The sequence below is a fragment of the Streptomyces thermospinosisporus genome, assembly GCF_039526425.1.
Lineage (GTDB): Bacteria > Actinomycetota > Actinomycetes > Streptomycetales > Streptomycetaceae > Streptomyces > Streptomyces thermocarboxydovorans.
In genome coordinates this window covers 58,744-82,215 of record NZ_BAAAIZ010000116.1, presented here as the reverse complement: position 1 = coordinate 82,215, position 23,472 = coordinate 58,744, and the positions used below count along the sequence as shown (strand labels likewise).

Annotated in this window: 23 protein-coding genes; 10 read left to right on the top strand and 13 right to left on the bottom strand. The window is 70.6% G+C overall.

All coding sequences use genetic code 11. The features are described from left to right. Positions 1-293: 293 nt before the first annotated feature. The 7 genes from ABD207_RS29460 to ABD207_RS29430 all read right to left on the bottom strand — a co-directional run bounded on the left by ABD207_RS29460 (position 294) and on the right by ABD207_RS29430 (position 8,230). The gene (locus ABD207_RS29460) at positions 294-740 is read right to left on the bottom strand and encodes a bifunctional DNA primase/polymerase (protein ID WP_344016293.1); all 447 of its coding nucleotides are present in this window, start codon (positions 738-740) and stop codon (positions 294-296) included. A 181-nt stretch (positions 741-921) separates the two neighbouring features. After that, positions 922-2,340, bottom strand: coding sequence for an NAD(P)/FAD-dependent oxidoreductase (locus tag ABD207_RS29455; RefSeq protein WP_344016292.1), 1,419 nt, complete (start codon positions 2,338-2,340; stop codon positions 922-924). 155 nt (positions 2,341-2,495) lie between these two features. After that, positions 2,496-3,296, bottom strand: coding sequence for an ABC transporter permease (locus ABD207_RS29450; protein WP_344016291.1), 801 nt, complete (start codon positions 3,294-3,296; stop codon positions 2,496-2,498). Further along, positions 3,297-4,226: an ABC transporter permease gene (locus tag ABD207_RS29445; protein WP_344016290.1), complete on the bottom strand. Its 930-nt coding sequence runs from the start codon at positions 4,224-4,226 to the stop codon at positions 3,297-3,299. It abuts the gene before it with no gap. Beyond that, entirely contained in the window at positions 4,226-5,392 is a 1,167-nt protein-coding gene (locus ABD207_RS29440; protein ID WP_344016289.1) for an ABC transporter ATP-binding protein, read from the bottom strand. Before ABD207_RS29440 ends, ABD207_RS29445 begins: the two co-directional genes overlap by 1 nt. 4 nt (positions 5,393-5,396) lie before the next feature. Then, entirely contained in the window at positions 5,397-6,644 is a 1,248-nt protein-coding gene (locus tag ABD207_RS29435) for a polyamine ABC transporter substrate-binding protein (protein WP_344016288.1), read from the bottom strand. A gap of 50 nt (positions 6,645-6,694) precedes the next feature. After that, entirely contained in the window at positions 6,695-8,230 is a 1,536-nt protein-coding gene (locus ABD207_RS29430; RefSeq protein ID WP_344016287.1) for a gamma-aminobutyraldehyde dehydrogenase, read from the bottom strand. A 199-nt stretch (positions 8,231-8,429) separates the two neighbouring features. Here ABD207_RS29430 and ybiA point away from each other — a divergent pair, with 199 nt between their 5' ends. Then, a complete protein-coding gene (ybiA, locus tag ABD207_RS29425; RefSeq protein ID WP_425580863.1) occupies positions 8,430-8,999 on the top strand; it encodes a riboflavin biosynthesis intermediates N-glycosidase in 570 nt (189 codons plus the stop codon). A gap of 215 nt (positions 9,000-9,214) precedes the next feature. On the opposite strand, the gene ABD207_RS29420 is transcribed toward ybiA, so the two are convergent. Continuing rightward, positions 9,215-9,667, bottom strand: a complete 453-nt coding sequence (locus ABD207_RS29420; RefSeq protein WP_344016285.1) for a DUF4190 domain-containing protein — start codon at positions 9,665-9,667, stop codon at positions 9,215-9,217. 207 nt (positions 9,668-9,874) lie between these two features. Next, positions 9,875-10,606, bottom strand: a complete 732-nt coding sequence (locus ABD207_RS29415; protein WP_344016283.1) for a DUF4190 domain-containing protein — start codon at positions 10,604-10,606, stop codon at positions 9,875-9,877. A 169-nt stretch (positions 10,607-10,775) separates the two neighbouring features. Between ABD207_RS29415 and ABD207_RS29410 the strand changes: the two genes are divergently transcribed. Beyond that, positions 10,776-11,837, top strand: a complete 1,062-nt coding sequence (locus ABD207_RS29410; protein WP_425580862.1) for an adenosine deaminase — start codon at positions 10,776-10,778, stop codon at positions 11,835-11,837. A 154-nt stretch (positions 11,838-11,991) separates the two neighbouring features. Further along, the gene (locus ABD207_RS29405) at positions 11,992-12,711 is read left to right on the top strand and encodes a glycerophosphodiester phosphodiesterase (RefSeq protein ID WP_344016281.1); all 720 of its coding nucleotides are present in this window, start codon (positions 11,992-11,994) and stop codon (positions 12,709-12,711) included. On the opposite strand, the gene ABD207_RS29400 is transcribed toward ABD207_RS29405, so the two are convergent. The 4 genes from ABD207_RS29400 to ABD207_RS29385 all read right to left on the bottom strand — a co-directional run bounded on the left by ABD207_RS29400 (position 12,674) and on the right by ABD207_RS29385 (position 16,589). Continuing rightward, on the bottom strand, positions 12,674-13,198 hold the full coding sequence (locus tag ABD207_RS29400) for a hypothetical protein (RefSeq protein WP_344016280.1): 525 nt from the start codon (positions 13,196-13,198) through the stop codon (positions 12,674-12,676). The genes ABD207_RS29405 and ABD207_RS29400 overlap by 38 nt on opposite strands. Before the next feature lie 17 nt (positions 13,199-13,215). Further along, positions 13,216-13,758, bottom strand: coding sequence for an HXXEE domain-containing protein (locus tag ABD207_RS29395; protein ID WP_344016279.1), 543 nt, complete (start codon positions 13,756-13,758; stop codon positions 13,216-13,218). Positions 13,759-13,770: 12 nt separating this feature from the next. Continuing rightward, on the bottom strand, positions 13,771-14,949 hold the full coding sequence (locus ABD207_RS29390; RefSeq protein ID WP_344016278.1) for a polyamine ABC transporter substrate-binding protein: 1,179 nt from the start codon (positions 14,947-14,949) through the stop codon (positions 13,771-13,773). A gap of 200 nt (positions 14,950-15,149) precedes the next feature. Beyond that, a complete protein-coding gene (locus tag ABD207_RS29385; RefSeq protein ID WP_344016277.1) occupies positions 15,150-16,589 on the bottom strand; it encodes a gamma-aminobutyraldehyde dehydrogenase in 1,440 nt (479 codons plus the stop codon). 189 nt (positions 16,590-16,778) lie between these two features. Between ABD207_RS29385 and ABD207_RS29380 the strand changes: the two genes are divergently transcribed. From ABD207_RS29380 to ABD207_RS29350, 7 genes are all read left to right on the top strand, one after another. After that, positions 16,779-17,297 (top strand): Lrp/AsnC family transcriptional regulator, encoded by a 519-nt coding sequence (locus ABD207_RS29380; RefSeq protein WP_344016276.1) that lies wholly within the window; start codon positions 16,779-16,781, stop codon positions 17,295-17,297. Positions 17,298-17,299: 2 nt separating this feature from the next. After that, positions 17,300-18,673, top strand: coding sequence for an aspartate aminotransferase family protein (locus tag ABD207_RS29375; RefSeq protein ID WP_344016275.1), 1,374 nt, complete (start codon positions 17,300-17,302; stop codon positions 18,671-18,673). Positions 18,674-18,953: 280 nt separating this feature from the next. Continuing rightward, positions 18,954-19,703 (top strand): ABC transporter ATP-binding protein, encoded by a 750-nt coding sequence (locus ABD207_RS29370; RefSeq protein WP_344016274.1) that lies wholly within the window; start codon positions 18,954-18,956, stop codon positions 19,701-19,703. Beyond that, complete coding sequence (locus ABD207_RS29365; RefSeq protein WP_344016273.1) at positions 19,685-21,079, top strand: hypothetical protein; 1,395 nt, start codon at positions 19,685-19,687, stop codon at positions 21,077-21,079. The genes ABD207_RS29370 and ABD207_RS29365 overlap by 19 nt, the downstream gene beginning before the upstream one ends. A 121-nt stretch (positions 21,080-21,200) precedes the next feature. Beyond that, the gene (locus ABD207_RS29360; protein ID WP_344016272.1) at positions 21,201-21,608 is read left to right on the top strand and encodes a VOC family protein; all 408 of its coding nucleotides are present in this window, start codon (positions 21,201-21,203) and stop codon (positions 21,606-21,608) included. An 83-nt stretch (positions 21,609-21,691) separates the two neighbouring features. After that, positions 21,692-22,813: an LOG family protein gene (locus tag ABD207_RS29355; protein WP_344016271.1), complete on the top strand. Its 1,122-nt coding sequence runs from the start codon at positions 21,692-21,694 to the stop codon at positions 22,811-22,813. 148 nt (positions 22,814-22,961) lie between these two features. Beyond that, on the top strand, positions 22,962-23,472 hold a 511-nt coding region (locus ABD207_RS29350), incomplete at its 3' end, for a sortase-dependent protein (protein ID WP_344016270.1).

Here is a 23,472-nt window from a genome sequence, read left to right as displayed (position 1 = left end):
AGATACCGGAGGCGGCCAGGGCGGCCGCGGTGGTGAGCACGGCGAGCAGTCTGAACGGTCTGAACGGTGTGGGGCGGTCCACAAGTGCCTCCGGTGGTGGGGGAATTGGAGGGGCTGCGCGGAGCCGCGCGGATCAGCACGGATCAGCACGGATCAGCACGAATCGGCACGGATCAGTGCAGATCAGCGCGGAGTCGCACGGGTCGCACGGCACGGGGTTCGCGCGGGCGGCGCACACGTCGACGGCGGGCACGGGTGGAGCGCCTCAAAGTTGGTCCAGACCAATCAGGTTGTCAATAGTCCCGGCGCCCGGCGGCCGCCTCGTGCAGGGCCAGTTCGAGCAGCGCCGGGTCGGTGAGCGTGCCCGTACCGTCCGGCGGGACCAGCCAGCGCACGCCTCCGGTGGCCGCGCGCAGCGGATGCGGTACCACGATCCAGGTGCCCTCCCCCGCCGCGCGGATCCCGGTGCCGAGCCAGCGGGCGGCGGTGCCGGGCGGCACCAGGAAGCCCATCCGCGCGTCCCCGAAGTCGGCCAGGACCGGGCCCGGCCGGTCCAGGACCCGGGTGAGCACGTCGAGCGTGGGACAGCCGAGTTCGCCCGGCACGATCAGGACGTCCCAGGCCTTGCCGGCGGGCAGCAGGGCCACCCCGTGGGGGTTGCGTTCCCACGCCCTGCGGCATGCCTCGGGATCGGGTGCGACGGATGAGAGCCACTCGACCGCCGAGTTCGCCCCTGTCATGCAAACGGCCTCCGTCTCAGTCGTGGACGCGGTCGCGTCACGAGGGAGAGGGAGGCCGGGGGCGGGCATTACGCGGGTTGCGGCATCTTTTTCGGATCGATGCCGGCGGCTTTCGGATCGATGCCGACGACTTCTCGGATCGGTGCCGACGAAGCCCGAGTTGCGGGACCGTCTGACCGGCTCAGCTGTCGAAGCCGAGCCCCAGCCGGTCCATGGTGCGCAGCCACAGGTTGCGCCGGCCGCCGTTGGCATCGGCGCGGGCCAGCGACCACTTGGTGATGGCGATGCCGGCCCAGGCGAACGGCTCGGGCGGGAACGGCAGCGGCTTCTTGCGCACCATCTCCAGCTCGGTGCGCTCGGTCCGCTCCCCCGCCAGCAGGTCCAGCATCACCTCGGCGCCGAACCGGGTGGCGCCCACGCCCAGCCCGGTGTAGCCGGCCGCGTAGGCCACCTTGCCCGCGTGGGCGGTGCCGAAGAAGGCGGAGAAGCGGGAGCAGGTGTCGATCGCCCCGCCCCAGGCGTGGGTGAAGCGCAGGCCCTCCAGCTGCGGGAAGCAGGTGAAGAAGTGCCCGGCGAGCTTGGCGTAGGTCTCGGGCCGGTGGTCGTACTCGGCGCGCACCCGGCCGCCGTAGGGGTAGATCGCGTCGTAGCCGCCCCACAGGATCCGGTTGTCGGCGGAGAGCCGGAAGTAGTGGAACTGGTTGGCGCTGTCCCCGAGCCCCTGCCGGTTCTTCCAGCCGATGGACTGGAGCTGATCGGCCGTCAGCGGCTCGGTCATCAGGGCGTAGTCGTAGACGGGGACGGTGTAGGAGCGGACGCGGCGGACCAGGTTGGGGAAGACGTTGGTGCCCAGGGCCACTTGGCGGGCGCGGACGGAGCCGTACGGGGTGCGGACGGCCATGCCCGCCCCGTGCGGCTTCAGCGACAGGGCGGGGGTGTGCTCGTAGAGGCGCACCCCGAGCTCCAGGCAGGCCCGCTTCAGTCCCCAGGCCAGCCTGGCCGGGTTCAGCATGGCCACGCCGCGGCGGTCCCAGAGCCCCGCCTTGAAGGTCGGGGAGTTCACCTGCTCGCGGACCGCCTCGGCGTCCAGGAACTCGAGGCCGTCGGCGAGGTTCCGCCGGTCGATCTCCTCGTACCACTCGCGCAGTTCGCGCGCCTGGTAGTCCTCGGTGGCGACGTCGATCTCGCCGGTGCGTTCGAAGTCGCAGTCGATGGAGTAGCGGGCGACCGCCTCCTCGATGGCGTCGAGGTTGCGCCGGCCCAGTTCCTCCAGCCGGCGGATCTCGGCCGGCCAGCGGGTCAGGCCGTTGGGCAGGCCGTGGGTGAGGGAGGCGGCGCAGAATCCGCCGTTGCGGCCGGAGGCGGCCCAGCCCACCTCGCGGCCCTCCAGCAGGACCACGTCGCGGGAGGGGTCGCGTTCCTTGGCGATCAGCGCGGTCCACAGTCCGCTGTAGCCGCCGCCGACGACGAGCAGGTCGCAGCTCTCGGCGCCGGTGAGGGCCGGCTCGGGGTCCGGGCGGCCGGGGTCGTCCAGCCAGTAGGCCACCGGGCGGGCCTCGGAAAGGGATTTCGTCCAATGGCTCATGGCACTACGGGCCATGATTTCAACTCCCTACAGCGGACTGCGGTTGCGCTTTGTGCGGTTGTGTTTCTGATGTTTCTGGTGTTTCCAGTGTTTCTGGTGTTTCCGGTGTTTCTGGGATTGCTTTCCGGTACGGGACGGCCGCCGTACCGGCCGGGTACGGCGGCCGCAGCTCAGGCCTTCTGCCGCTTGCGGCGGTTTCCGACGGCCATGGACACCAGCACCAGCAGGACGGCCACCACGAACATCGCCGTACCGATGACATTGATCTGCACGGGCGTTCCGCGCTGGGCGGAGCCCCAGACGAACATCGGGAAGGTGACGGTCGAGCCGGCGTTGAAGTTGGTGATGATGAAGTCGTCGAAGGAGAGCGCGAAGGCGAGCAGCGCGCCCGCCGCGATACCGGGGGCGGCGATCGGCAGGGTGACGCGCAGGAACGTCTGGAACGGACCGGCGTACAGGTCCTGGGCGGCCTGCTCCAGGCGCGGGTCCATGCTCATCACGCGCGCCTTGACCGCGACCACGACGAAGCTGAGGCAGAACATGATGTGGGCGATCAGGATCGTCCAGAAGCCCAGCTGCGCGCCCATGTTGAGGAACAGGGTCAGCAGCGAGGCCGCCATGACCACCTCGGGCATCGCCATCGGCAGGAAGATCAGCGAGTTGACGGCGCCGCGGGCGCGGAAGCGGTAGCGGACCAGCGCGAAGGCGATCATCGTGCCGAGCAGGGTGGCGCCGAGCATCGCCCACAGGGCGATCTGCAGGCTGAGCGAGAGCGAGCCGCACAGTCCGGAGACGCCGCAGGGGTCGCGCCAGGCGTCCGTGGAGAACTCCTGCCATTGGTAGTTGAAACGGCCCTTCGGCTTGTTGAAGGAGAACACCGTGACGACGACGTTCGGCAGCAGGAGGTAGGCGAGGGTCAGCAGTCCCGCGATGACGACGAAATGGCGTTTGAGCCAGTTGACGAAGGCCATTTAAACCAGATCCTCCGTGCCGGACTTGCGGATGTAGAGCGTGACCATGATCAGGATCGCGGCCATCAGGATGAACGAGAGTGCCGCGGCCGTCGGATAGTCGAGAATCCGCAGGAACTGGGACTGGATCACATTGCCCACCATGCGGGTGTCGGTGGAGCCGAGCAGATCCGCGTTGACGTAGTCGCCGGTGGCCGGGATGAAGGTCAGCAGGGTGCCGGAGACCACGCCGGGCATCGACAGCGGGAAGGTGACCTTGCGGAAGGTCGTCGACGGCTCGGCGTACAGGTCGTTCGCCGCCTCGTGCAGGCGCGGGTCGATCCGCTCCAGCGAGGTGTACAGCGGCAGGATCATGAACGGCAGGAAGTTGTACGTCAGACCGCAGACCACCGCCATCGGGGTGGCGAGCACCCGGTCGCCGGCGGTCCAGCCGAGCCAGGACGTCACGTCCAGGACATGCAGCGCGTCCAGGGCGCCGACCACCGGCCCGCCGTCGGCGAGGATCGTCTTCCAGGCGAGGGTGCGGATCAGGAAGCTGGTGAAGAACGGCGCGATCACCAGCATCATGATCAGGTTGCGCCAGCGTCCCGCGCGGAAGGCGATCAGATAGGCCAGCGGGTAGCCGAACAGCAGGCACAGCACGGTCGCGGAGGCCGCGTAGAGCACGGAGCGCATGAACTGCGGCCAGTACTCGGACAGCGCGTCCCAGTAGGTGGCGAAGTGCCAGGTGACCTGGTAGCCCTCCTCCAGGGAGCCCGTCTGCACGGACGTGGAGGCCTGGTAGATCACCGGCAGCGCGAAGAACACCACCAGCCAGAGCAGGCCGGGCAGCAGGAGCAGATACGGCATCCAGCGGCCCCGCTTGCGCGGTGCCTTCTTCTCCGGTGCGGGGGTGGGCGCCAGGGGCGGCGCCTCGGTGACCGCGGCCATCAGGCGACCTCTTCCTCGACCGTCTCGACTCCGGCGTCGATGTCCTGCGCCGCGTCCAGGCCGAAGGTGTGCTCCGGGTTCCAGTGCAGGACGACCTCGGCTCCGGGCGTCAGCCGGGAGTCGCGGTCGATGTTCTGCACATAGACCTCGAACTCGGGGCAGACCGGGCTGTCGATCACGTACTGGGTGGAGACGCCGATGAAGCTGGAGTCGGCTATGCGTCCGGTGATCCGGTTGCGGCCCTCGGGGATCTCCCCGGCGTCGTCGGCGTGGGTGAGGGAGATCTTCTCCGGGCGCACCCCGACCAGCACCTTGCCGCCGGTCCGGGCGGGGGCGCTGTTGCGGGCCTCGGGCAGCACGAGCTTGCCGCCGCCCGCCTTCAGCACGATCTCGCTGCCGGACGTGGAGTCCACCTCGGCCTCGATGAGGTTGGAGGTGCCGAGGAAGTTGGCGACGAAGGTGGTGCGCGGGTTCTCGTACAGGTCGGTGGGCGAGCCGAGCTGCTCGACCCGGCCGGCGTTCATCACCGCGACGGTGTCGGCCATGGTCATGGCCTCCTCCTGGTCGTGCGTGACATGCACGAAGGTGATGCCGACCTCGGTCTGGATGCGCTTGAGCTCCAGCTGCATCTGGCGGCGCAGCTTCAGGTCGAGGGCGCCGAGCGGCTCGTCGAGCAGCAGCACCTTGGGGTGGTTGATGAGCGCGCGGGCGACGGCGACGCGCTGCTGCTGGCCGCCGGAGAGCTGGTGCGGCTTCTTGCGGGCCTGCTCACCGAGCTGGACCAGCTCCAGCATCTCCTCGACCTGCTTCTTCACGCTCTTGATGCCGCGCCGGCGCAGACCGAAGGCGACGTTCTCGAAGATGTCGAGGTGCGGGAAGAGGGCGTAGGACTGGAACACCGTGTTCACCGGCCGCTTGTAGGGCGGGAGCGCGGTGACGTCCTGGTCGCCGAGGTGGACGGTGCCGGCGGTGGGCTCCTCCAGGCCGGCGATCATGCGCAGGGTGGTGGTCTTGCCGCAGCCGGACGCGCCGAGCAGGGCGAAGAAGGAGCCCTGCGGGACGGTCAGGTCGAGCGGGTGCACGGCGGTGAAGGAGCCGTACTTCTTGGTGATGCCGGTGAGGCGGACGTCCCCGCCGTGAGCCGCCGTGTCGTTGGTCGTCTTCATCTCGTCACGCCCCAGTGAGCTTCGCGAACTTCTCTTCGAATGCCGTCTCTTCCTTGGAGCTCAGCGAGCGGAAGGCACGGGACTTGGCCTGCATGGCCTTGTCGGGGATGATCAGCGGGTTGTTCGCCGCGTCCTTGTCGATCTTCTCCAGCTCGGCCTTCACCCCGTCGACCGGGCAGACGAAGTTGATGTAGGCGGCGAGCTGGGCGGCCGGCCGCGGCTCGAAGTAGTAGTCGATCAGCCGCTCGGCGTTCGTCTTGTGGCGGGCCTTGTTGGGGATCAGCATGTTGTCGCTGCTGGTCATGTAGCCGCTGTCCGGGATCACGAAGTCGATGTCCGGGTTGTCGGCCTTCAGCTGGACGACGTCCCCGGCCCAGGCCAGGCAGGCCGCCAGGTCGCCCTTGGTGAGGTCGGAGGTGTAGTCGTTGCCGGTGAAGCGGCGGATCTGGCTCTTGTCGACGGCCTTCTGCAGCCGGGCGATCGCCGCGTCGTAGTCGTCGGCGGTGAACTTCCCCGGGTCCTTGTCCATGTCGAGCAGGGTCATGCCGACGGTGTCGCGCATCTCGGTGAGCAGACCCACCCGGCCCTTGAGCTTCGGGTTGTCCAGCAGGTCGGAGAGGGTCTTCACCTCGACGCCGTCGAGCGCCTTCTTGTTGAAGGCGATGACGGTGGAGATGCCCTGCCAGGGGTAGGAGTAGGCGCGGCCCGGGTCCCAGTCGGGGCTGCGGAACTGGGCGGAGAGGTTGGCGAACGCGTTCGGCAGGTTGGCCGGGTCGAGCTTCTGCACCCAGCCGAGCCGGATCAGCCGCGCGGCCAGCCAGTCGGTGAGGACGATGATGTCGCGGCCGGTGTCCTGGCCCGCGGCGAGCTGCGGCTTGATCTTGCCGAAGAACTCGGTGTTGTCGTTGATGTCCTCGGTGTACTTGACCTTGATGCCGGTCCGCTTGGTGAACGCCTCCAGCGTCGGGTGCTTGCTCCCGCTTTCGTCGACGTCCATGTACTCGGTCCAGTTGGAGAAGTTGACAGTCTTCTCCTCCTTGGAGTGGTCCTCCGCCGAGACGCCTCCCTCGGTGTTGCCGGCCGGGGGGATGCCACAGCCGGTCAGCGCGGCGAGACCGCCGGCGGCGAGCGCGCCGCCCGCGGAGGCGCGCAGCAGCGACCGGCGGGTCAGGGCCGCTCGGCCGTTGCGGAAACTGCGCCGCATGGCGGCCACCTGGGCCGGGGAGAGGCGGTCGGGCTCGTACTGCTCCATGCGCGTTGCTGCCCTTTCGGGAGGGGGCCGCGGGTCAGGCGGCCTGGTTGCTAACGGTCCCCGAAGACGGTGCGGTGCCAGTCCTTGCGGACCACCGCGGTGTTGTCGAACATGACGTGTTTGATCTGCGTGTACTCCTCGAAGGAGTACGCGGACATGTCCTTGCCGAAGCCGGACGCCTTGTAGCCGCCGTGTGGCATCTCGCTGATGATCGGGATGTGGTCGTTGATCCACACACATCCGGCCTTGATCTCGCGGGTGGCCCGGTTGGCCCGGTACAGGTCGCGGCTCCAGGCGGAGGCGGCGAGCCCGTAGGGCGTGTCGTTGGCCAGTGCGAGGCCCTCGTCGTCGGTGTCGAAGGGCAGCACGACCAGGACCGGCCCGAAGATCTCGGCCTGGACGACCTCGCTGTCCTGCGGCGCGCCGGCAATCAGTGTAGGGCGATAGTACGCGCCGTTCCTCAGCTCGCCCAAGGGCGCTTCGCCACCGGTCACCACACGGGCGTAGCCGCGGGCCCGGTCGACGAATCCGGCCACCCGGTCGCGCTGGGCGTGCGAGATCAGCGGGCCGAGGTCGGTGCCGGGGGCGAACGGGTCGCCGAGCCGCACGGTCTCCATCAGGGCGGCGGTGCGCTCGACGAACGCCTCGTACAGCGGGCGCTGCACATAGGCGCGGGTGGCGGCGGTGCAGTCCTGACCGGTGTTGATCAGGGCGCCGGCCACCGCGCCGTTCACGGCGGCGTCCAGGTCGGCGTCGTCGAAGACCACGAACGGGGCCTTGCCGCCGAGCTCCAGGTGGAGGCGCTTGACGGTGGCGGTGGCGATCTCCGCGACGCGCTTGCCGACGGCGGTCGAGCCGGTGAAGGACGTCATGGCCACGTCCGGGTGGCCGACGAGGTGCTCGCCGGCCTCCTTGCCGGTGCCGGTGACGATGTTGATCACGCCGTCCGGGATGCCCGCGTCGGTGGCGGCCTCGGCGAACAGCAGCGAGGTCAGCGGGGTCAGCTCGGCGGGCTTGAGCACGACGGTGTTGCCCGCGGCGATCGCCGGGAGGATCTTCCAGGCGGCCATCTGCAGCGGGTAGTTCCAGGGCGCGATCGAGCCGACGACACCGATGGGCTCACGGCGGATGTAGGAGGTGTGGTCGCCGGAGTACTCACCGGCCGACAGGCCCTGCAGGTGCCGGGCGGCGCCGGCGAAGAAGGCGATGTTGTCGATGGTGCCCGGCACGTCGAACTCGCGGGACAGCTTCAGCGGCTTGCCGCACTGCAGCGACTCGGCCCGCGCGAACTCCTCGGCGCGCTCGGCGACCACGGCCGCGAACCGGTGCATCGTCTCGGACCGCTCCGCGGGGGTGGCGTTCGCCCAGGCCGGGAATGCCTCGCGGGCGGCGGCGACGGCCGCGTCCACGTCCTCGGTGGAGGCGAGGTCGTAGGTGTAGACGCCCTCGCCGGTGGCCGGGTCGACGACCGTGTGGCTGCGCCCCGAGGTGCCCTTGGCGTACCGGCCCGCGATGAACTGCGCGCCATCGGCGAAACGGTCCTGGGCCGGGAATCGCTCCTGGGCGGCGTTGCCCGGTTTGTGCATGTCGCTCTCCTCCGTGTCCCCGTGAGGGGGCGGCGTGGCTCCAGCTCGATTTGACTGCCGATCCTGACAGAGCAACCGCGCTCCAACAAGTGATTCCGTTGTTGCCTTTTGGTTACGCGACGGAATCTGTCGACCAGGTGTCGAGTGACCGCGGAAAAGGCAGGACGGAATGTCCGTGGTGCGTGCCACACTCGCGTGCATGGAGAGGATCAGGGGGGACATCTCCTCGAGACAGGCGCTGATCGAGGCGCTGCGGTCCGGGGAGAAGGTCGAGTATCTGCACTTCTGGGGGCACCGCCCGCGGCCGGACGGCCGCATCGGGCCGAGCTGTCTGAGCCAGTGGTGGCCGTCACCGTTCACGGTGGACGGCGTGGAGTACGCGACGGCCGAACACTGGATGATGGCGGCGAAGGCCCGCCTCTTCCAGGACCGGGAGGCCGAGCGGCGCATCCTGGCGGCAGAGCATCCCGCCCAGGCGAAGAAGGCGGGGCGCCTGGTGCGCGGCTTCGACGAGGCGGTCTGGCGCGAGGAGCGCTTCGGCATCGTGGTGGAGGGCAGCGTCCACAAGTTCGCGGCCCACGACGCTCTGCGCCGGTTCCTGCTGAACACGGGCGAGCGCGTCCTGGTGGAGGCGAGCCCCGTGGACCGCGTGTGGGGCATCGGCCTCGCGGCGACGGACGACGGGGCGATGGACCCGGAGCGCTGGCGCGGCCCGAATCTGCTGGGCTTCGCGCTGATGGAGGCGCGCCGGCGGCTGCGCGGCGGCTGACGGGCGCGCCGGGGATTGTGCGAGGGCTCTGCGCAGAAGGGGCCGGGGCCCGTGCGGACCTCTCGGTGAGGTGTCCGCGCGGGCCCCGGCCCCTGGCTAGCCAGGGCCTGTCGTTCGGATCAGCCCGCGGACGCGGGGTCTGGTGCTGACAAGGCGCCGGCGATTCCCGCAGGCTGATCCGGCCGAAGGGCCCTTGCGACTGTGGCCGCTTCCGCTCAGCTCGCGGCGCCCATGAGGCTCGCGAAGAGCAGCAGGCCGAGCAGCGGCAGGATCACGGTGGCGACGATGCCGCAGACCAGCCCCGCCGTGGCCGCCCCCTTGTTGGTGGCCTCACCGCGGTTGGCCTTGCTGCGGCCGATGGCGCCGAAGATGATCCCGAGGATGCCCAGGATCACGCCGAAGAACCACAGGAAGAACGTGAGGCTGCAGACCACGCCGATGATGCCCAGCACCAGTCCGGCGGTGCCCATGCCGTTGCTGGGCTGGGCCGGCATCCCGTAGCCGCCCGACTGCGGATAGGGCGCCGGGGGCGTGCCCTGCTGGCCCGGGGCGGCGGGGTAACCGTAGGACGGGGTGCCGGACTGCGGGTAGCCATAGCCCGGGGCCGGCTGCTGCGGGGGCTGGGACGGCGGCCCGAATCCTCCGGGCGTGGGATTGGTGCCGGACATGTAAAAGATCTCCCCTCCGTTGAACGACCCTCGCATCCTAGTGATGCGCTCCCCCTCGTCGGAGGGGGTTGTGGATCCTGTTGCCCGGACCGGTGACGTGCCGGGACGGGCGCTTGTGTGTCGGTGTGCGGTGCGGGTGCCTCGGCGCGGCGGCGCGGGCGTCGCGGTGCGGCGCCGGGCGCCTCGGTGCGTGCCTCGCTGTGCGGCTCAGTGGAAGGCCGGGGCGGTGACCGCCGGGCGGACGGCGCCGTAGTAGGGCTCGTCCTCCCAGCCGTCCGGCTCGCTGTTGATGGCCGCCGTGATGCCGATCGCTATCAGCACCACCACGACCAGGCCGAGGACCAGCCCGATGACGCCCATGATCAGACCGGCCTGGGCCTGACCGTGGTTGTCGGCGAGGCCCTCCTCGGCCTTACGGCGGCCCTTGACGCCGAAGACGATGGCGAGGATGCCGAGGACGACGGAGACCACGCCGTACACGCAGAACAGGCAGCAGGCGAGGATGCCGAGCACCATCGAGGCGATGCCGAGGCCGTTCTGCCGCTGGCCGGGCATGCCGGGCCAGCCGTAGCCCGCGGGATAGCCGGGGTAGCCGTAGCCGGCCGGCGCTCCGGGGCCGGTGGGGGCCACGGGCGGCGGAGGCACCGCGGAGCCCGAGCCGCCGTCGAACGGCGCGCTGCCGGCCGGGGGCGTGGCCCCGGGCGGGGGCGGCGGCGAGTGCGGCGGGGCGAAGCCGGCGCCCGGCATGGAGACGACCGTGGGCTGGTCGTGCACGGACGGCCCCTGCGGCGCGGGCACTCCGTCCGCCACGGTGGGCGTGCCGGACGACTGCGCGGGCGGGGGCGTGCCGTTCTTCTCCAGCGAGGTCCGGCGCTCCGGAGGCGCCCAGGGATCGCTGTTCCCCGCGTTGGGCCCGCCCGGCTGCGTCGCGTCCGTCATCTGGAGATCCCCCCTGCGTCGATCGTCCCGCCATGCTACGGCCCGCCCGCCCATCGCCGCCGCCCGGGCCGTGGACGGACCGCCTACGATGACTGCGAGTCACCGATCAGCCGATCATCCGCGTCCCGCCGCCCGGCGGCCCGGGGACGCCGCCCGTGGGGAGGACCCCTTGACCGACCACCTCGTCGAGCCGCACGTCTCGCGCGGACTGAGCGACTTCATCGCCGGGCTGCCGAAGGCCGAACTGCACGTCCACCACGTCGGCTCCGCCTCCCCCCGCATCGTCTCGGAGCTGGCCGCCCGCCACCCCGACTCCAGGGTCCCCTCGGACGTCGAGGCCCTCGCCGACTACTTCACCTTCACGGACTTCGCCCACTTCATCGAGGTGTATCTGTCCGTCGTCGACCTGGTCCGCACCCCCGAGGACGTGCGGCTGCTGACCTACGAGGTCGGGCGTGAACTGGCCCGGCAGCAGGTGCGGTACGCCGAGCTGACCATCACCCCCTTCTCCTCCACCCGCCGCGGTATCGACGAGCGCGCGTTCATGGACGCCATAGAGGACGCCCGCAAGGCGGCCGAGAAGGAGCTCGGCCTGGTGCTGCGCTGGTGCTTCGACATCCCCGGCGAGGCCGGGCTGGAGGCCGCCGAGGAGACCACGCGGCTGGCGACCGACGACCGGCTGCGCCCGGAGGGGCTGATCTCCTTCGGTCTCGGCGGCCCGGAGATCGGCGTGCCGCGCCCCCAGTTCAAGCCCTGCTTCGACCGGGCCATCGCGGCCGGCCTGCGGTCCGTGCCGCACGCCGGTGAGACCACCGGGCCGCAGACGGTGTGGGACGCGCTGAACGAGCTGCGGGCCGAGCGCATCGGCCACGGCACCAGCTCCGCCCGCGACCCGGAGCTGCTGGCTCACCTCGCCGAGCGGCGCATCGCGCTGGAGGTGTGCCCCACCTCCAACATCGCCACCCGTGCGGTGGCCTCCCTGGACGAGCACCCGATCAAGGAGTTCGTGCAGGCCGGTGTGCTGGTGACGATCAACTCCGACGACCCGCCGATGTTCGGCACCGACCTGAACAACGAGTACGCGGTGGCCGCCCGGCTGCTGGACCTCGACGAGCGGGGGCTGGCCGCGCTGGCGAAGAACGCGGTGGAGGCCTCCTTCATGGACGCCGAGGGCAAGGCGAAGCTGTCCGCCGAGATCGACACGTACACGGACTCCTGGCTCGCCTCCTGACCGAGCACCGGGCATGGACGTCGGGGAGGACATCATGAGGGACGCCATGTAAGGACGCCATGTAAGGACGCCATGAAGGAGTCGCGGAGGGCGTCATGAAGGACGTCGCGGAGGGCGTCATGGAGGCCCTCACGGAGAAGAGGGAAGGGACGTCGTGGAGAAGGTGACCGCCGTCGCTCATCGCGGCGACCCCTATCGCTTCCGCGAGAACACCCTCGCCTCCCTGCGCTCCGCCCTGCGGCAGGGCGCCGACGCGGTGGAGATCGACGTACGGCTCACCCGGGACGGCGTGCCGGTGCTGCTGCACGACGCGACGCTGAAGCGCCTGTGGGAGCTGGACCGTCCGCTGACGTCGCTGTCCTGGGAGGAGGTCAGGGCCGCGACCGGCGACGGCGTGCCGTCGCTCTCCGCCGCGCTGGAGGCGACCGAGGGCAGCCGGGTGATGGTGGACCTGCCCGGCACGCCGGACGTCCGTGACGCACGCCGGGTGGTGGAGGCGGTCCGGGAGGCGGGTGCGCAGGACCGGGTCTACTACTGCGCGGGCGCCGAGGCGATGCTCGCCGTCCGCGCCGCGGACCCGTCGGCGGAGATCGCCCTCACCCGCTCGACCCTGGCCCCGCCCCGGGCCGCCCTGCTGGAGGCGATCCGGCCGCGCTGGCTCAACTACCGCTTCACCCTGGTCGACCGGGCCCTCGCCGACCGGGTCCACCGCGACGGATACCTGCTGTCGGTGTGGACCCCGGACACCCGCCGCTCCATGCGGCGGCTGCTGGCGCTGGGCGTCGACTCGGTCACCACCAACCGCATCGACGTGCTGTGCGCCCTGCGCGACGGCCTCACGCGGCGGGCACCGGCACGGCGCCGCTCGGGGTGAGCGACTCCAGCCGCTTGATCTTCCGCCGCACGATCCACAGCGGGATCACCCCGAACACCCCGAACGCCATGTCGATGACGCTCCACCACAGGGGGATCCCGCGGATCGGACCGCAGACGAGGGCGAGCGGGACGATCCCGGCGCAGGCGATCATCCCGAACTCGACGACCCAGATGTTCCGCACGGGGTCGCGGTAGGGCCCGTAGAAGGCGACAGCGATCACCAGGTGGGCGAAGGCGAGCCAGTCGGTGCCGTAGAGCAGGAACGGATACTCGGCGTCGGCGGTGTCCAGGCCGGTGCGCACCCGTTCGACCCACTCCATGAGCCCGGGCAGGTGCTCCCCCGCGGACAGCGACCGCAGCACCTCCTCGGCCCAGCGCAGCTCGTGCACCAGCGGGAAGGCCGTCACCCCGCTCAGCACCAGACCCACCACGAACACGACCAGCCACGCACGGATGCCCTGGAGCAGGGCGACTCTGTCGCTCATGGCGACAACCTACACGCCTATTGAACGCGTTCAAAAAGCAACCTTCGGGCGATCACGTGCGAGGCGGCCATCGCCACACCCGCGAAGGCAAGGCCCGTGGCGAGGTCCCGGGGACGGGCGGGCCGCAGGACACCGGCCCGGCGCAGCCGCCCGCGGGCCCAGAGCGCGTAGGGGACGACGACCACGGACGAGGTGACGGACCCGGGTGTGTAGCTGCGGAACGCGGCGGCCTGCGCCAGGTGCACCAGCCCGTGCAGCCCGAAGCCGTCCACGGCCGACTGGTAGAAGGCCGAGCGCCCGCCGCTGAGATGCCCGGCGGCCGACGCGGCGGCGACGACCGTCCCCATCACCCCCACGGCCGCGGCGAACCGGCGCCGGTCGACGCTCCCCGCCCGCCGCCAGACCGCCTCCGGGACGGCAGGAAGCCGTGATCGCAGCTGCGGCACGTTCCTGCGCAACCACCCCGGCACCGTGGCGAGTTCCTCCGCGTCATGCACCGCCCAGGCCGCCAGCAGCCCCACCGTGACGGCCCCGCCCACCCGTTCGTTCCCCGTCTCCATACGGCGAGTCTGCTACAGGCCCACGATCTTGTTCCATCGCCTGGCGAACTCCTGCCGCTCCCCCGGTTCGATGTCGCGGGCGATGGCCAGGCGCTCGCGCATCGCGGCGTCCGGGAAGATCAGCGGGTCCTCGGCGAGGGCCGCGGTCTCCTCGTCGTCGGAGGAGGCGAGGACGTCCTGCGCGGCCGGCACCGGGCAGACGTAGTTGACCCAGGCGGCCAGTTCGGCGGCGACCTCCGGGTCGTAGTAGTGGTCGATCAGCAGCTCGGCGTTGGCCTTGTGCCGGGCCAGGTTGGGGATCATCAGCGACTCCGACCACAGCTCGGCGCCCTCCTCGGGGACGACGAACTCGATGTCCGGGTCGTCGGCCTGGAGCTGGATGACGTCACCGGAGTAGGCCTGGCAGGCCAGGACGTCGCCGCTGGACAGGTCCTTGATGTAGTCGTTGCCGGTGAAGCGGCGGATCTGGCCCTTGGCCACCTGCTTCTCCACCTGGTCGCACACGGTGTGGAAGTCGTCGGCGGTCCACCGGGTGATGTCGATGCCGTTGCCCTGCATCAGCAGCGCGAACGCCTCGTCCACACCGGACAGCAGCGTCACCCTGCCCTTGAGATCGGGCGCCCACAGGTCCGACACGCTGCGGATCTCCCGGCCCACCCGGCGCCGGTTGTAGGCGATGCCGGTGATGCCGGACTGCCAGGGCACGGTGAACTTCCGCCCCGGGTCGAAGGCGGGCGAGCGCAGCAGCGGGTCGAGGTACTTGGTGACGTTCGGCTGCCGGGACCGGTCCATCTCCTGCACCCAGCCGAGCCGCACGAACCGCGCGCACATCCAGTCGCTGATGACGATGAGATCGCGGTCGGTCGGCTGGCGGTTCATCAGCGCGGGACTGATCTTGCCGAAGAACTCGTCGTTGTCGTTGATCTCCTCGACGTACTCGACGGATATCCCCGTCCGCCGCTCGAACGCCTCCAGCGTGGGCCGCCGCGACGGGCGCTCCTCGTCGGTGTCGATGTACAGCGGCCAGTTCGCCCAGGTGAGCCGCTTCTCCCGGCGGGACAGATCGGCGGCGGCCCGCTCGGCGGCCGGCACATGAGCGGCGGGCACCCCGCAGCCGGTCAGCGCACCGAGCAGCACACCCCCGCCGAGCAGCACCGATCGACGGGACAGGGAACGGGATGTGGTCACCATTGCCGCAGCATCCCCGCCCGGGCGCGCCAGGGCAATCGACGGTACGTCAAGCGAAGACGACCCACACCGACACGTTGTCGAACAGGGGCGCCCCCAACACCCCGAAGGGGCGCGGGGAACTGCGCGACCAGCCACGGCGAACCGCCGGCCGCACACGCCCCCACGCCCCGACGGCGCCCGGACGCTGTAACGCTGTGCGCTTATGCGTCCAGCGAGGTCATCACGTGCTTGATCCGCGTGTAGTCCTCGAAGCCGTACGCCGACAGGTCCTTGCCGTAGCCGGACTTCTTGAAGCCGCCGTGCGGCATCTCCGCGACCAGCGGGATGTGCGTGTTGATCCAGACGCACCCGAAGTCCAGCTTCTTCGACATCCGCATCGCGCGCCCGTGGTCCTTGGTCCACACCGAGGAGGCCAGCCCGTACTCGACGCCGTTGGCGTACTCGACGGCCTGGTCCTCGTCGGTGAAGGACTGGACGGTGATGACCGGCCCGAAGACCTCCTTCTGGATGATCTCGTCGTCCTGCTTGAGGCCGGAGACCACGGTCGGTGCGTAGAAGTAGCCCTTCTCGCCGACCCGCTTGCCGCCCGCCTCGACGCGCGCGTGCGCCGGCAGCCGCTCGATGAAGCCCTCGACCTGCTTGAGCTGGTTGGGGTTGTTGAGCGGGCCGTACAGCACGTCCTCGTCGTCCGGCATGCCGGTCTTGGTCTCGTTGGCGGCCTTGGCCAGCGCGGCGACGAAGTCGTCGTGGATCGACTCGTGGACCAGCACGCGGGTGGCGGCGGTGCAGTCCTGGCCGGCGTTGAAGTAGCCGGCGACCGAGATGTCCTCGACGGCCTTGGCGATGTCGACGTCCTCGAAGACCACGACCGGCGCCTTGCCGCCCAGCTCCAGGTGGACCCGCTTGACGTCCTTGGCCGCGGTCTCGGCGACCTGCATGCCGGCCCGTACCGAGCCGGTGATGGAGGCCATGGCCGGGACGGGGTGCTCCACCATCATGCGGCCGGTGTCGCGGTCGCCGCAGATGACGTTGAAGACGCCCTTGGGGAGGACGGAGCCGAGGATCTCGGCCAGCAGCACGGTGGACGCCGGGGTGGTGTCCGACGGCTTCAGCACGACCGTGTTGCCCGCCGCGATCGCCGGGGCGAACTTCCACACGGCCATCATCATCGGGTAGTTCCACGGCGCGACCTGCGCACAGACGCCGACCGGCTCGCGGCGCACGAAGGAGGTCAGGCCCTCCATGTACTCACCGGCGCCCTTGCCCTCCAGCATCCGCGCCGCGCCCGCGAAGAAGCGGATCTGGTCGACCATCGGCGGGATCTCCTCGGTGCGGGTCAGCCCGATGGGCTTGCCCGTGTTCTCCACCTCGGCGGCGATCAGCTCCTCGGCCCGCTCCTCGAAGAGGTCCGCGATCTTCAGCAGGGCCTTCTGGCGCTCGGCCGGCGTGGTGTCCCGCCAGCCCGGAAAAGCCTCGGCCGCGGCCGCCATCGCGGCGTCCACGTCCGCCTGACCGGACAGCGGAGCGGTCGCGTACGCCTCGCCGGTCGCGGGGTTGACCACCTGGGTGGTCCGTCCGTCGGCGGCATCACGGAACTCACCGCCGATGTAGTTGCGCAGACGACGCAGCTCGGTGCTCACTGCAGGCCCTCCAGTGCTTCTTGTGGGTGTCCGAGATTGTCCAGCTGTCCAACCTCTGAGACACCCACCCTAGTCAGAGGGCTGACGTTTTCAACACCCCCGCCCGGCACCGTTCTGCGAAATCCGCACGTTACGATCCCTTCAACAACGGATTTCATCGCCAACGCCTTGCGAAACTGTCGAGACGTCGTGCACAGTGACCTCGTGGCCAGTCGAAGCGCAGACCCGAAGGACTCCCGCGAGTCCCGCAACGGCGGCAGTCCCCAGCTGGACTCCGTCTCCCTCGCCATCATCGAGCAGCTGCAGGAGGACGGCAGACGTCCCTACGCGGCCATCGGCAAGGCCGTCGGCCTGTCCGAGGCGGCCGTGCGCCAGCGGGTGCAGAAACTGCTCGACCAGGGCGTGATGCAGATCGTCGCCGTCACGGACCCGCTCACCGTGGGCTTCCGCCGGCAGGCGATGGTCGGCGTCAACGTGGAAGGTGATGTGGAGGCCGTCGCCGACGCGCTGACCGAGATGGCCGAATGCGAGTACGTGGTGATGACCGCCGGCTCCTTCGATCTGATGGTCGAGATCGTCTGCGAGGACGACGACCATCTGCTGGAGGTCATCAACAAACGCATACGGGCCCTGCCCGGAGTGCGCTCCACCGAGAGCTTCGTCTACCTGAAGCTCAAGAAGCAGACCTACATGTGGGGAACCCGATAACCGTGAGCACCGACAGCCCCAACGACCTCAGCAAGTCCGCGTACGAGCACCTGTGGATGCACTTCACCCGCATGTCCTCGTACGAGAACGCGCCCGTGCCCACCATCGTCCGGGGCGAGGGCACCTACATCTACGACGACAAGGGAAAGCGCTACCTCGACGGTCTCGCCGGCCTGTTCGTCGTACAGGCGGGCCACGGCCGTACGGAGCTCGCGGAGACCGCCTCCAAGCAGGCGCAGGAGCTGGCCTTCTTCCCTGTGTGGTCCTACGCCCACCCCAAGGCCGTGGAGCTGGCCGAGCGGCTGGCCGACGAGGCCCCGGGCGACCTGAACAAGGTCTTCTTCACCACCGGGGGCGGAGAGGCGGTGGAGACCGCCTGGAAGCTCGCCAAGCAGTACTTCAAGCTCACCGGCAGGCCCACCAAGCACAAGGTCATCTCCCGCGCGGTCGCCTACCACGGCACCCCGCAGGGCGCCCTGTCCATCACCGGCCTGCCCGCCCTGAAGGCGCCGTTCGAGCCGCTGGTGCCCGGCGCGCACAAGGTGCCGAACACCAACATCTACCGCGCCCCGATCTTCGGCGACGACCCGGAGGCCTTCGGCCGCTGGGCCGCCGACCAGATCGAGCAGCAGATCCTCTTCGAGGGCCCCGACACCGTCGCCGCGGTCTTCCTGGAGCCGGTGCAGAACGCCGGCGGCTGCTTCCCGCCCCCGCCCGGCTACTTCCAGCGGGTGCGCGAGATCTGCGACCAGTACGACGTGCTGCTCGTCTCCGACGAGGTCATCTGCGCCTTCGGCCGCCTCGGCACCACCTTCGCCTGCGACAAGTTCGGCTACGTGCCCGACATGATCACCTGCGCCAAGGGCATGACCTCGGGCTACTCCCCGATCGGCGCCTGCATCATCTCCGACCGCATCGCCGAGCCGTTCTACAAGGGCGAGAACACCTTCCTGCACGGCTACACCTTCGGCGGCCACCCGGTCTCCGCCGCGGTCGCCCTGGCCAACCTGGACCTGTTCGAGCGCGAGAACCTCAACCAGCATGTGCTGGACAACGAGGGCGCCTTCCGCTCCACCCTGGAGAAGCTCCACGACCTGCCGATCGTCGGCGACGTCCGCGGCAACGGCTTCTTCTACGGAATCGAACTGGTCAAGGACAAGGCCACCAAGGAGTCCTTCAACGAGGAGGAGACCGAGCGCGTCCTGTACGGCTTCCTCAGCAAGAAGCTCTTCGAGAACGGCCTGTACTGCCGCGCCGACGACCGCGGCGACCCGGTCGTCCAGCTCGCGCCGCCGCTGATCTCCAACCAGGAGACCTTCGACGAGATCGAGCAGATCCTGCGCGCCACCCTCACCGAGGCGTGGACCAAGCTCTAGTCCGAGCTGCAGGGGGAGGGGCCCGGATCAAGTGCTGGTCCGGGCCTCGGGCCGAGGTGCGGTCCGGCCGAGGTACCGATCTTCCTCCTGGATGATCAACACCGGCCCCGGTGTCGCCCGTTCGAGTGAGAAACGGCGGCCCGGGGCCGCGTGCTGTCCGGCGTGCCGCCGCCTCCTGCCTAGCGTGCCCAGTGACCGATCGGCCCTGCCTTCGTTCCCCCGCACGAGGGAAAACCACGAACCGCGCACGGCATTTCCGATCCGAACCGAGGTGTACGCCATGGTGGCCCCACCGGACAACGACGTGCTCTGGGCACGCGGCCTGCAGTTCCGGCACGCGGACGGCTCCCCCGGGCTGAGCGGGGTCTCGCTCGGCGTCCGGGAGGGCGAGATCCTCGCCGTCGGCGGCCCGCGCGGCAGCGGCAAGACCACCCTGCTGCGCTGCCTCGCCGGTCTGACCCCGGTCCACGGCGGCGAGGTCTGGTTCAACAGCGGACCCATGCACACCCTGGGCCCGGTCGCCCGGGAGCGGCTGCGCCGGGAGCGCTTCGGCTGGATCGACCCGGAGCCGGTGCTCGTCCCCGAGCTGAACGCCTGGGAGAACGCCGCGCTGCCGCTGCTGCTGCGCGGCACCGACCGCCGCCGGGCCAAGACCGCGGCACTGGAGTGGCTGGAGCGCCTGGACGTCGGCGACAAGGCCCGCAAGCACCCCGGCGAGCTGGTGCACGCCGAGCGCCAGCGGGTGTGCATCGCCCGCGCCCTGGTCCCCGCGCCGACCGTTCTGTTCGCCGACGAGCCGACCGCCCCGCTGCACCGCGCGGACCGCCGGCACGTGCTGCGCACGCTCACCACGGCCGCCCGCTCGCACGGCATCACGGTCGTCCTCGCCACCGCCGACCCGGACACGGCGGCCCTCGCCGACCGCACCGTCTCCCTGCTGGACGGGCGGCGGGTCCGCACCGTGCATCTGCCCCCGGTCGCCGAGACCGCCGAGACGGAGGGCCGGGCCGCGTGCTCGCTCTCCGCCTGACCCGAAGCGCCCGCCCGGCCGTCCAGCTGCGCCGCCTGCTGGTCGCGGCCGCCTCGGCGGGAACCGGCTTCCTGCTCCTGGGCGCACTCGGCCACGCGCTGAACCACCCGGACACCCCGTCCGTCTCGGCGCTGCGCCTGGCCTGGTGCGCCGCCCCGCTCGCGGCCACCGTGTACTTCGCGGTCGCGGTGGCCCGCACCGACCCTGCCACCCGGCCGCGGTCCGGCCTGTCCGCGCTCGGCCTCGGCCCGGCCCGCCTGATGGCGATCTCCGCGGCGACCACGGCCCTCGCCTGCACGCTGGGCTCGATGCTGGCGCTGCTGGTCTTCCTCCATCTGCGCGGCGACCTGACCGGCATGCCCTTCGACGGGGCCGCCGCCGACTTCCTCGCCGCGGGCCGGCCACTGCCGCTCCCGGCCGCCCTCACCCTGCTCGCCGTGGTGCCGGTGAGCGCCTCGCTGGCGGTGGCAGTGGCGCTGCGCCCGCGCGAGCAGAGGCCCGGCGTCTCCCGCATGGCCCGGATGTACGGCCGCTTCGGCGCCTACCGGCGCACGCCGGTGCGGGAGACCTTCGGCGCGTACGGACGCTTCGGCACCCACCTGGGCAGGGCAGCACGCGGCGGGCGCACGGCCGGGACAGAGGCCCGGAGCAACCAGGAGCAAGGCGGCCAGGAGCAGCCGGCCGAGACGGCCGAGGCAGCCGGGGCAGCCGGGGCAGCCGGGGCCGCCGGGGCCGCCGGGGCCGCCGGGGCCGCCGAGATCTCGCCGGCCGTCCCCCCTGCCGCTCCCCTGGCGGCGCCGTCCGGACTGCCCTGGGGCATCGCCGTCCTGGCCGTGGGGCTGGCCGTTGAGGCCTACGTCAGCCGTACCGGCGGGGGCTCCGAGCCCGGCGGGCGGGCCGGGGCGCTGGCCGGGCTCGCGCTGACCGCCCTCGGTCTCGCCCTGGCCGGTCCGGGGCTCACCCACCTGTGCGGCAGGCTGCTGCAGGCGGTGCGCCCGGGCGCCCTGCGCCTGCTGGCGGGCCGGGCGCTGATGACGGAGGCGGTGCGCATCGGCCGCCCGCTGGGCGTGGTCTGCGCGGTGATCTCGGCCGCGTACGCCATGACCTCGCTCTACGACACCGACGACCCGTCCGTCGCCCCGCTCACCGCCCTCGGGACGCTCCTGGTGACCGGCTGCGCGGTGGCGACGCTGCTGACCGCCGCGGCCGAGGCCAGGCAGGCCCGCGCGCTCACCACGGACGCGCTGCTGCGCCTCGGCGCCCCCGCCGCGACCCTGCGCCGGGCGGCCGCGATCCGGTCCGCCGCGCTGGTCGCCCTGTTCGCTCCGCTGACGCTGGCCGTCGCCGAGCTGTCGGCGCTCCCGCTCGCCGCCTGACGCCGTCCGCCAGGAAGCTCCTCGCAAAAAGTTCCCCGGGGCAGCGATGACTTCCGCGGGGTCCCCCGGTCTACCCCTCGAACACACGGACGTTATGAAGCCGAACGGGAGAGACCCCGCCATGTACCAGCAGATGATCTTTGTGAACCTGCCCGTCAGCGACCTCGCCGCCTCGCGGAAGTTCTTCACCGAGCTCGGCTACTCGATCAACGAGCAGTTCAGCGACCAGAACGCAGCCTCGGTCGTGATCAGCGACAACATCATCGCGATGCTCCTCACCAAGGAGTTCTACTCCACGTTCACCAAGAAGGAGATCGTCGACGCGACCAAGGCCAGCGAGGTGCTCACCGCGCTGAGCGCGGAGAGCCGCGAGAAGGTGGACGAGCTGGTCGACAAGGCGATCGCGGCGGGCGGCTCCCCCAGCGGCGAGACCCAGGACCAGGGCTTCATGTACGGCCGCGCCTTCGACGACCTCGACGGCCACACCTGGGAGGTCGTCTGGATGGACCCGGCCGCGGTGGAGGGCTGAGGTCGCTTCGGGGCGGCCTGCGATGGGACCCGCGCCCCAGGGCCGCACCGACCGATACGGCCGGCAGGTCCTAGCATGGGCGGGTGCAGACGTCGCCCGCTCATGCCGCCCATCACGGTGACCGCGAGATCGAGACGCTCGAGGAGTTCGACGCGGTCGTCTCGGCGCGGGGCACCCTCGCCCGGTACCGGGTGCAGTCCGTCGATCTGACCGACCGGACAAGGGAGTTGCTGACCACGGACACCACGCAGGCGGTGTTCCTGGGCTGCCGGATGCGCGCCGAGGCCGAGGCCAAGCTCCGCGCCGCCGGCGCGCTGGTTCTGCCGCCGGTGCCCGGGCTGCCCTTCGACCCCTACCGGAGCCGTCTGTACCGCCCCGACGAGCTGTTCGCCTCGCTGGAGAAGGGCTACGAGGCGACACCGGACGCCCTCGCCTACGACTGGTTCCGGCGGACCACCGCCGACGGCGACATCTTCGCCTCGATGCTGCGCGCCGTCCACGACGACTCCATGTCCGACGCCCTCGACGAACTCCTGCGCACGGCGCGGGTGGTGGGCGTGATGGGCGGCCATGCGATGGCCCGCGGCACCGAGCAGTACCGGGGAGCCGCCCGCCTGGGACGCGCCCTGGCCCGGGACGGGTTCACGGTGGCCACGGGCGGCGGGCCCGGCGCGATGGAGGCGGCCAACCTGGGGGCGTACGCGGCCCCGTACGACGACGGGATGCTGGACGGGGCCTGCGAAGTGCTCGCCGCGGCGCCCTCGTTCGCGCCGTCGGTCACCGACTGGGCCCGCGCCGCCTTCGAGGTGCGCACCCGCTGGCCGAAGGGCAACCACTCGGTCGGCATCCCGACCTGGTTCTACGGGCATGAGCCGCCCAACGCCTTCGCGTCGCACATCGCGAAGTACTTCGCCAACTCCACTCGCGAGGACGGCCTGCTGGCCCGCTGCAACGCCGGCGTGGTCTTCCTGCCGGGCGCCGCCGGGACCGTGCAGGAGATCTTCGACAACGCGACCCCCAACTACTACGAGTCGCGCGGGGAACCCACCCCCATGGTGCTGGTGGACCGTGCGCACTGGACGGAGAAGCTGCCGGCCTGGCCGCTGCTGCGGTCGCTGGCGCGGGAGCGGTCCATGGACGCGCGGATCGCCCTGGTGGACCGGATCGAAGAGGCGCCCGAAGCGCTGAAACGTCTGAGCGATTAATGATTCGGCAAAGCCGTGGCCTGCAGTCGGCATATGCGTTGACACTACTTATGCGACGCTTATAGACCTGGGTGCCGTCTGGGAGAGCTGATGTCTGGTCAACTCTCCTTCCACCCCCCGCTTTTGCGCATCCCAGTAAAGGACAAACGTGACAGTTCTGTCCGTATCCCGTGGTGCGGCGTCGCGCCGCACCGTCTCTCGCTCCCTGCGCGCCCTCGGAGTCGTCTCCGCGTCGGCCGCGCTCGCGCTCTCGGCCGCCGGCACCGCTGCCGCCTGCAGCATCAGTGACTTCTCGGCCGAGGCGAAGTGTGTCGGTGACAAGGGTGTCATCACCGTCACCGACGTCGATCCCCTGGGCGTCCCGGCCACCGTCACCGTGTTCCTGGAGAACAACGGCGCCGATGTGAAGAAGATCGGCGAGAAGGTGGTCAAGGGCTCCCGCGAGGGCACCACCATCACCTTCGAGGAGGACTGGAAGCCCAACGCCCAATACCGCATCCACGTCAAGGCCGGCAAATATGTGGACGCGGACATCAAGCCGAACCTGATCACTCCGGCCACGGCGTGCAAGAAGCAGGACGAGGGCAAGGAGGAGAGCCCGAGCCCTGAGCCCACTCCGTCGGACTCCTCCTCGGCCCCGGCCGAGGAGCCCGGCAGCC

Coding starts and splice junctions, on each gene's coding strand:
- ABD207_RS29460 (WP_344016293.1), bottom strand. CDS start 740: ATGACAGGGGCGAACTCGGCGGTCGAGTGGCTCTCATCCGTCGCACCC.
- ABD207_RS29455 (WP_344016292.1), bottom strand. CDS start 2,340: ATGGCCCGTAGTGCCATGAGCCATTGGACGAAATCCCTTTCCGAGGCC.
- ABD207_RS29450 (WP_344016291.1), bottom strand. CDS start 3,296: ATGGCCTTCGTCAACTGGCTCAAACGCCATTTCGTCGTCATCGCGGGA.
- ABD207_RS29445 (WP_344016290.1), bottom strand. CDS start 4,226: ATGGCCGCGGTCACCGAGGCGCCGCCCCTGGCGCCCACCCCCGCACCG.
- ABD207_RS29440 (WP_344016289.1), bottom strand. CDS start 5,392: ATGAAGACGACCAACGACACGGCGGCTCACGGCGGGGACGTCCGCCTC.
- ABD207_RS29435 (WP_344016288.1), bottom strand. CDS start 6,644: ATGGAGCAGTACGAGCCCGACCGCCTCTCCCCGGCCCAGGTGGCCGCC.
- ABD207_RS29430 (WP_344016287.1), bottom strand. CDS start 8,230: ATGCACAAACCGGGCAACGCCGCCCAGGAGCGATTCCCGGCCCAGGAC.
- ybiA (WP_425580863.1), top strand. CDS start 8,430: ATGGAGAGGATCAGGGGGGACATCTCCTCGAGACAGGCGCTGATCGAG.
- ABD207_RS29420 (WP_344016285.1), bottom strand. CDS start 9,667: ATGTCCGGCACCAATCCCACGCCCGGAGGATTCGGGCCGCCGTCCCAG.
- ABD207_RS29415 (WP_344016283.1), bottom strand. CDS start 10,606: ATGACGGACGCGACGCAGCCGGGCGGGCCCAACGCGGGGAACAGCGAT.
- ABD207_RS29400 (WP_344016280.1), bottom strand. CDS start 13,198: ATGAGCGACAGAGTCGCCCTGCTCCAGGGCATCCGTGCGTGGCTGGTC.
- ABD207_RS29395 (WP_344016279.1), bottom strand. CDS start 13,758: ATGGAGACGGGGAACGAACGGGTGGGCGGGGCCGTCACGGTGGGGCTG.
- ABD207_RS29390 (WP_344016278.1), bottom strand. CDS start 14,949: ATGGTGACCACATCCCGTTCCCTGTCCCGTCGATCGGTGCTGCTCGGC.
- ABD207_RS29370 (WP_344016274.1), top strand. CDS start 18,954: ATGGTGGCCCCACCGGACAACGACGTGCTCTGGGCACGCGGCCTGCAG.
- ABD207_RS29360 (WP_344016272.1), top strand. CDS start 21,201: ATGTACCAGCAGATGATCTTTGTGAACCTGCCCGTCAGCGACCTCGCC.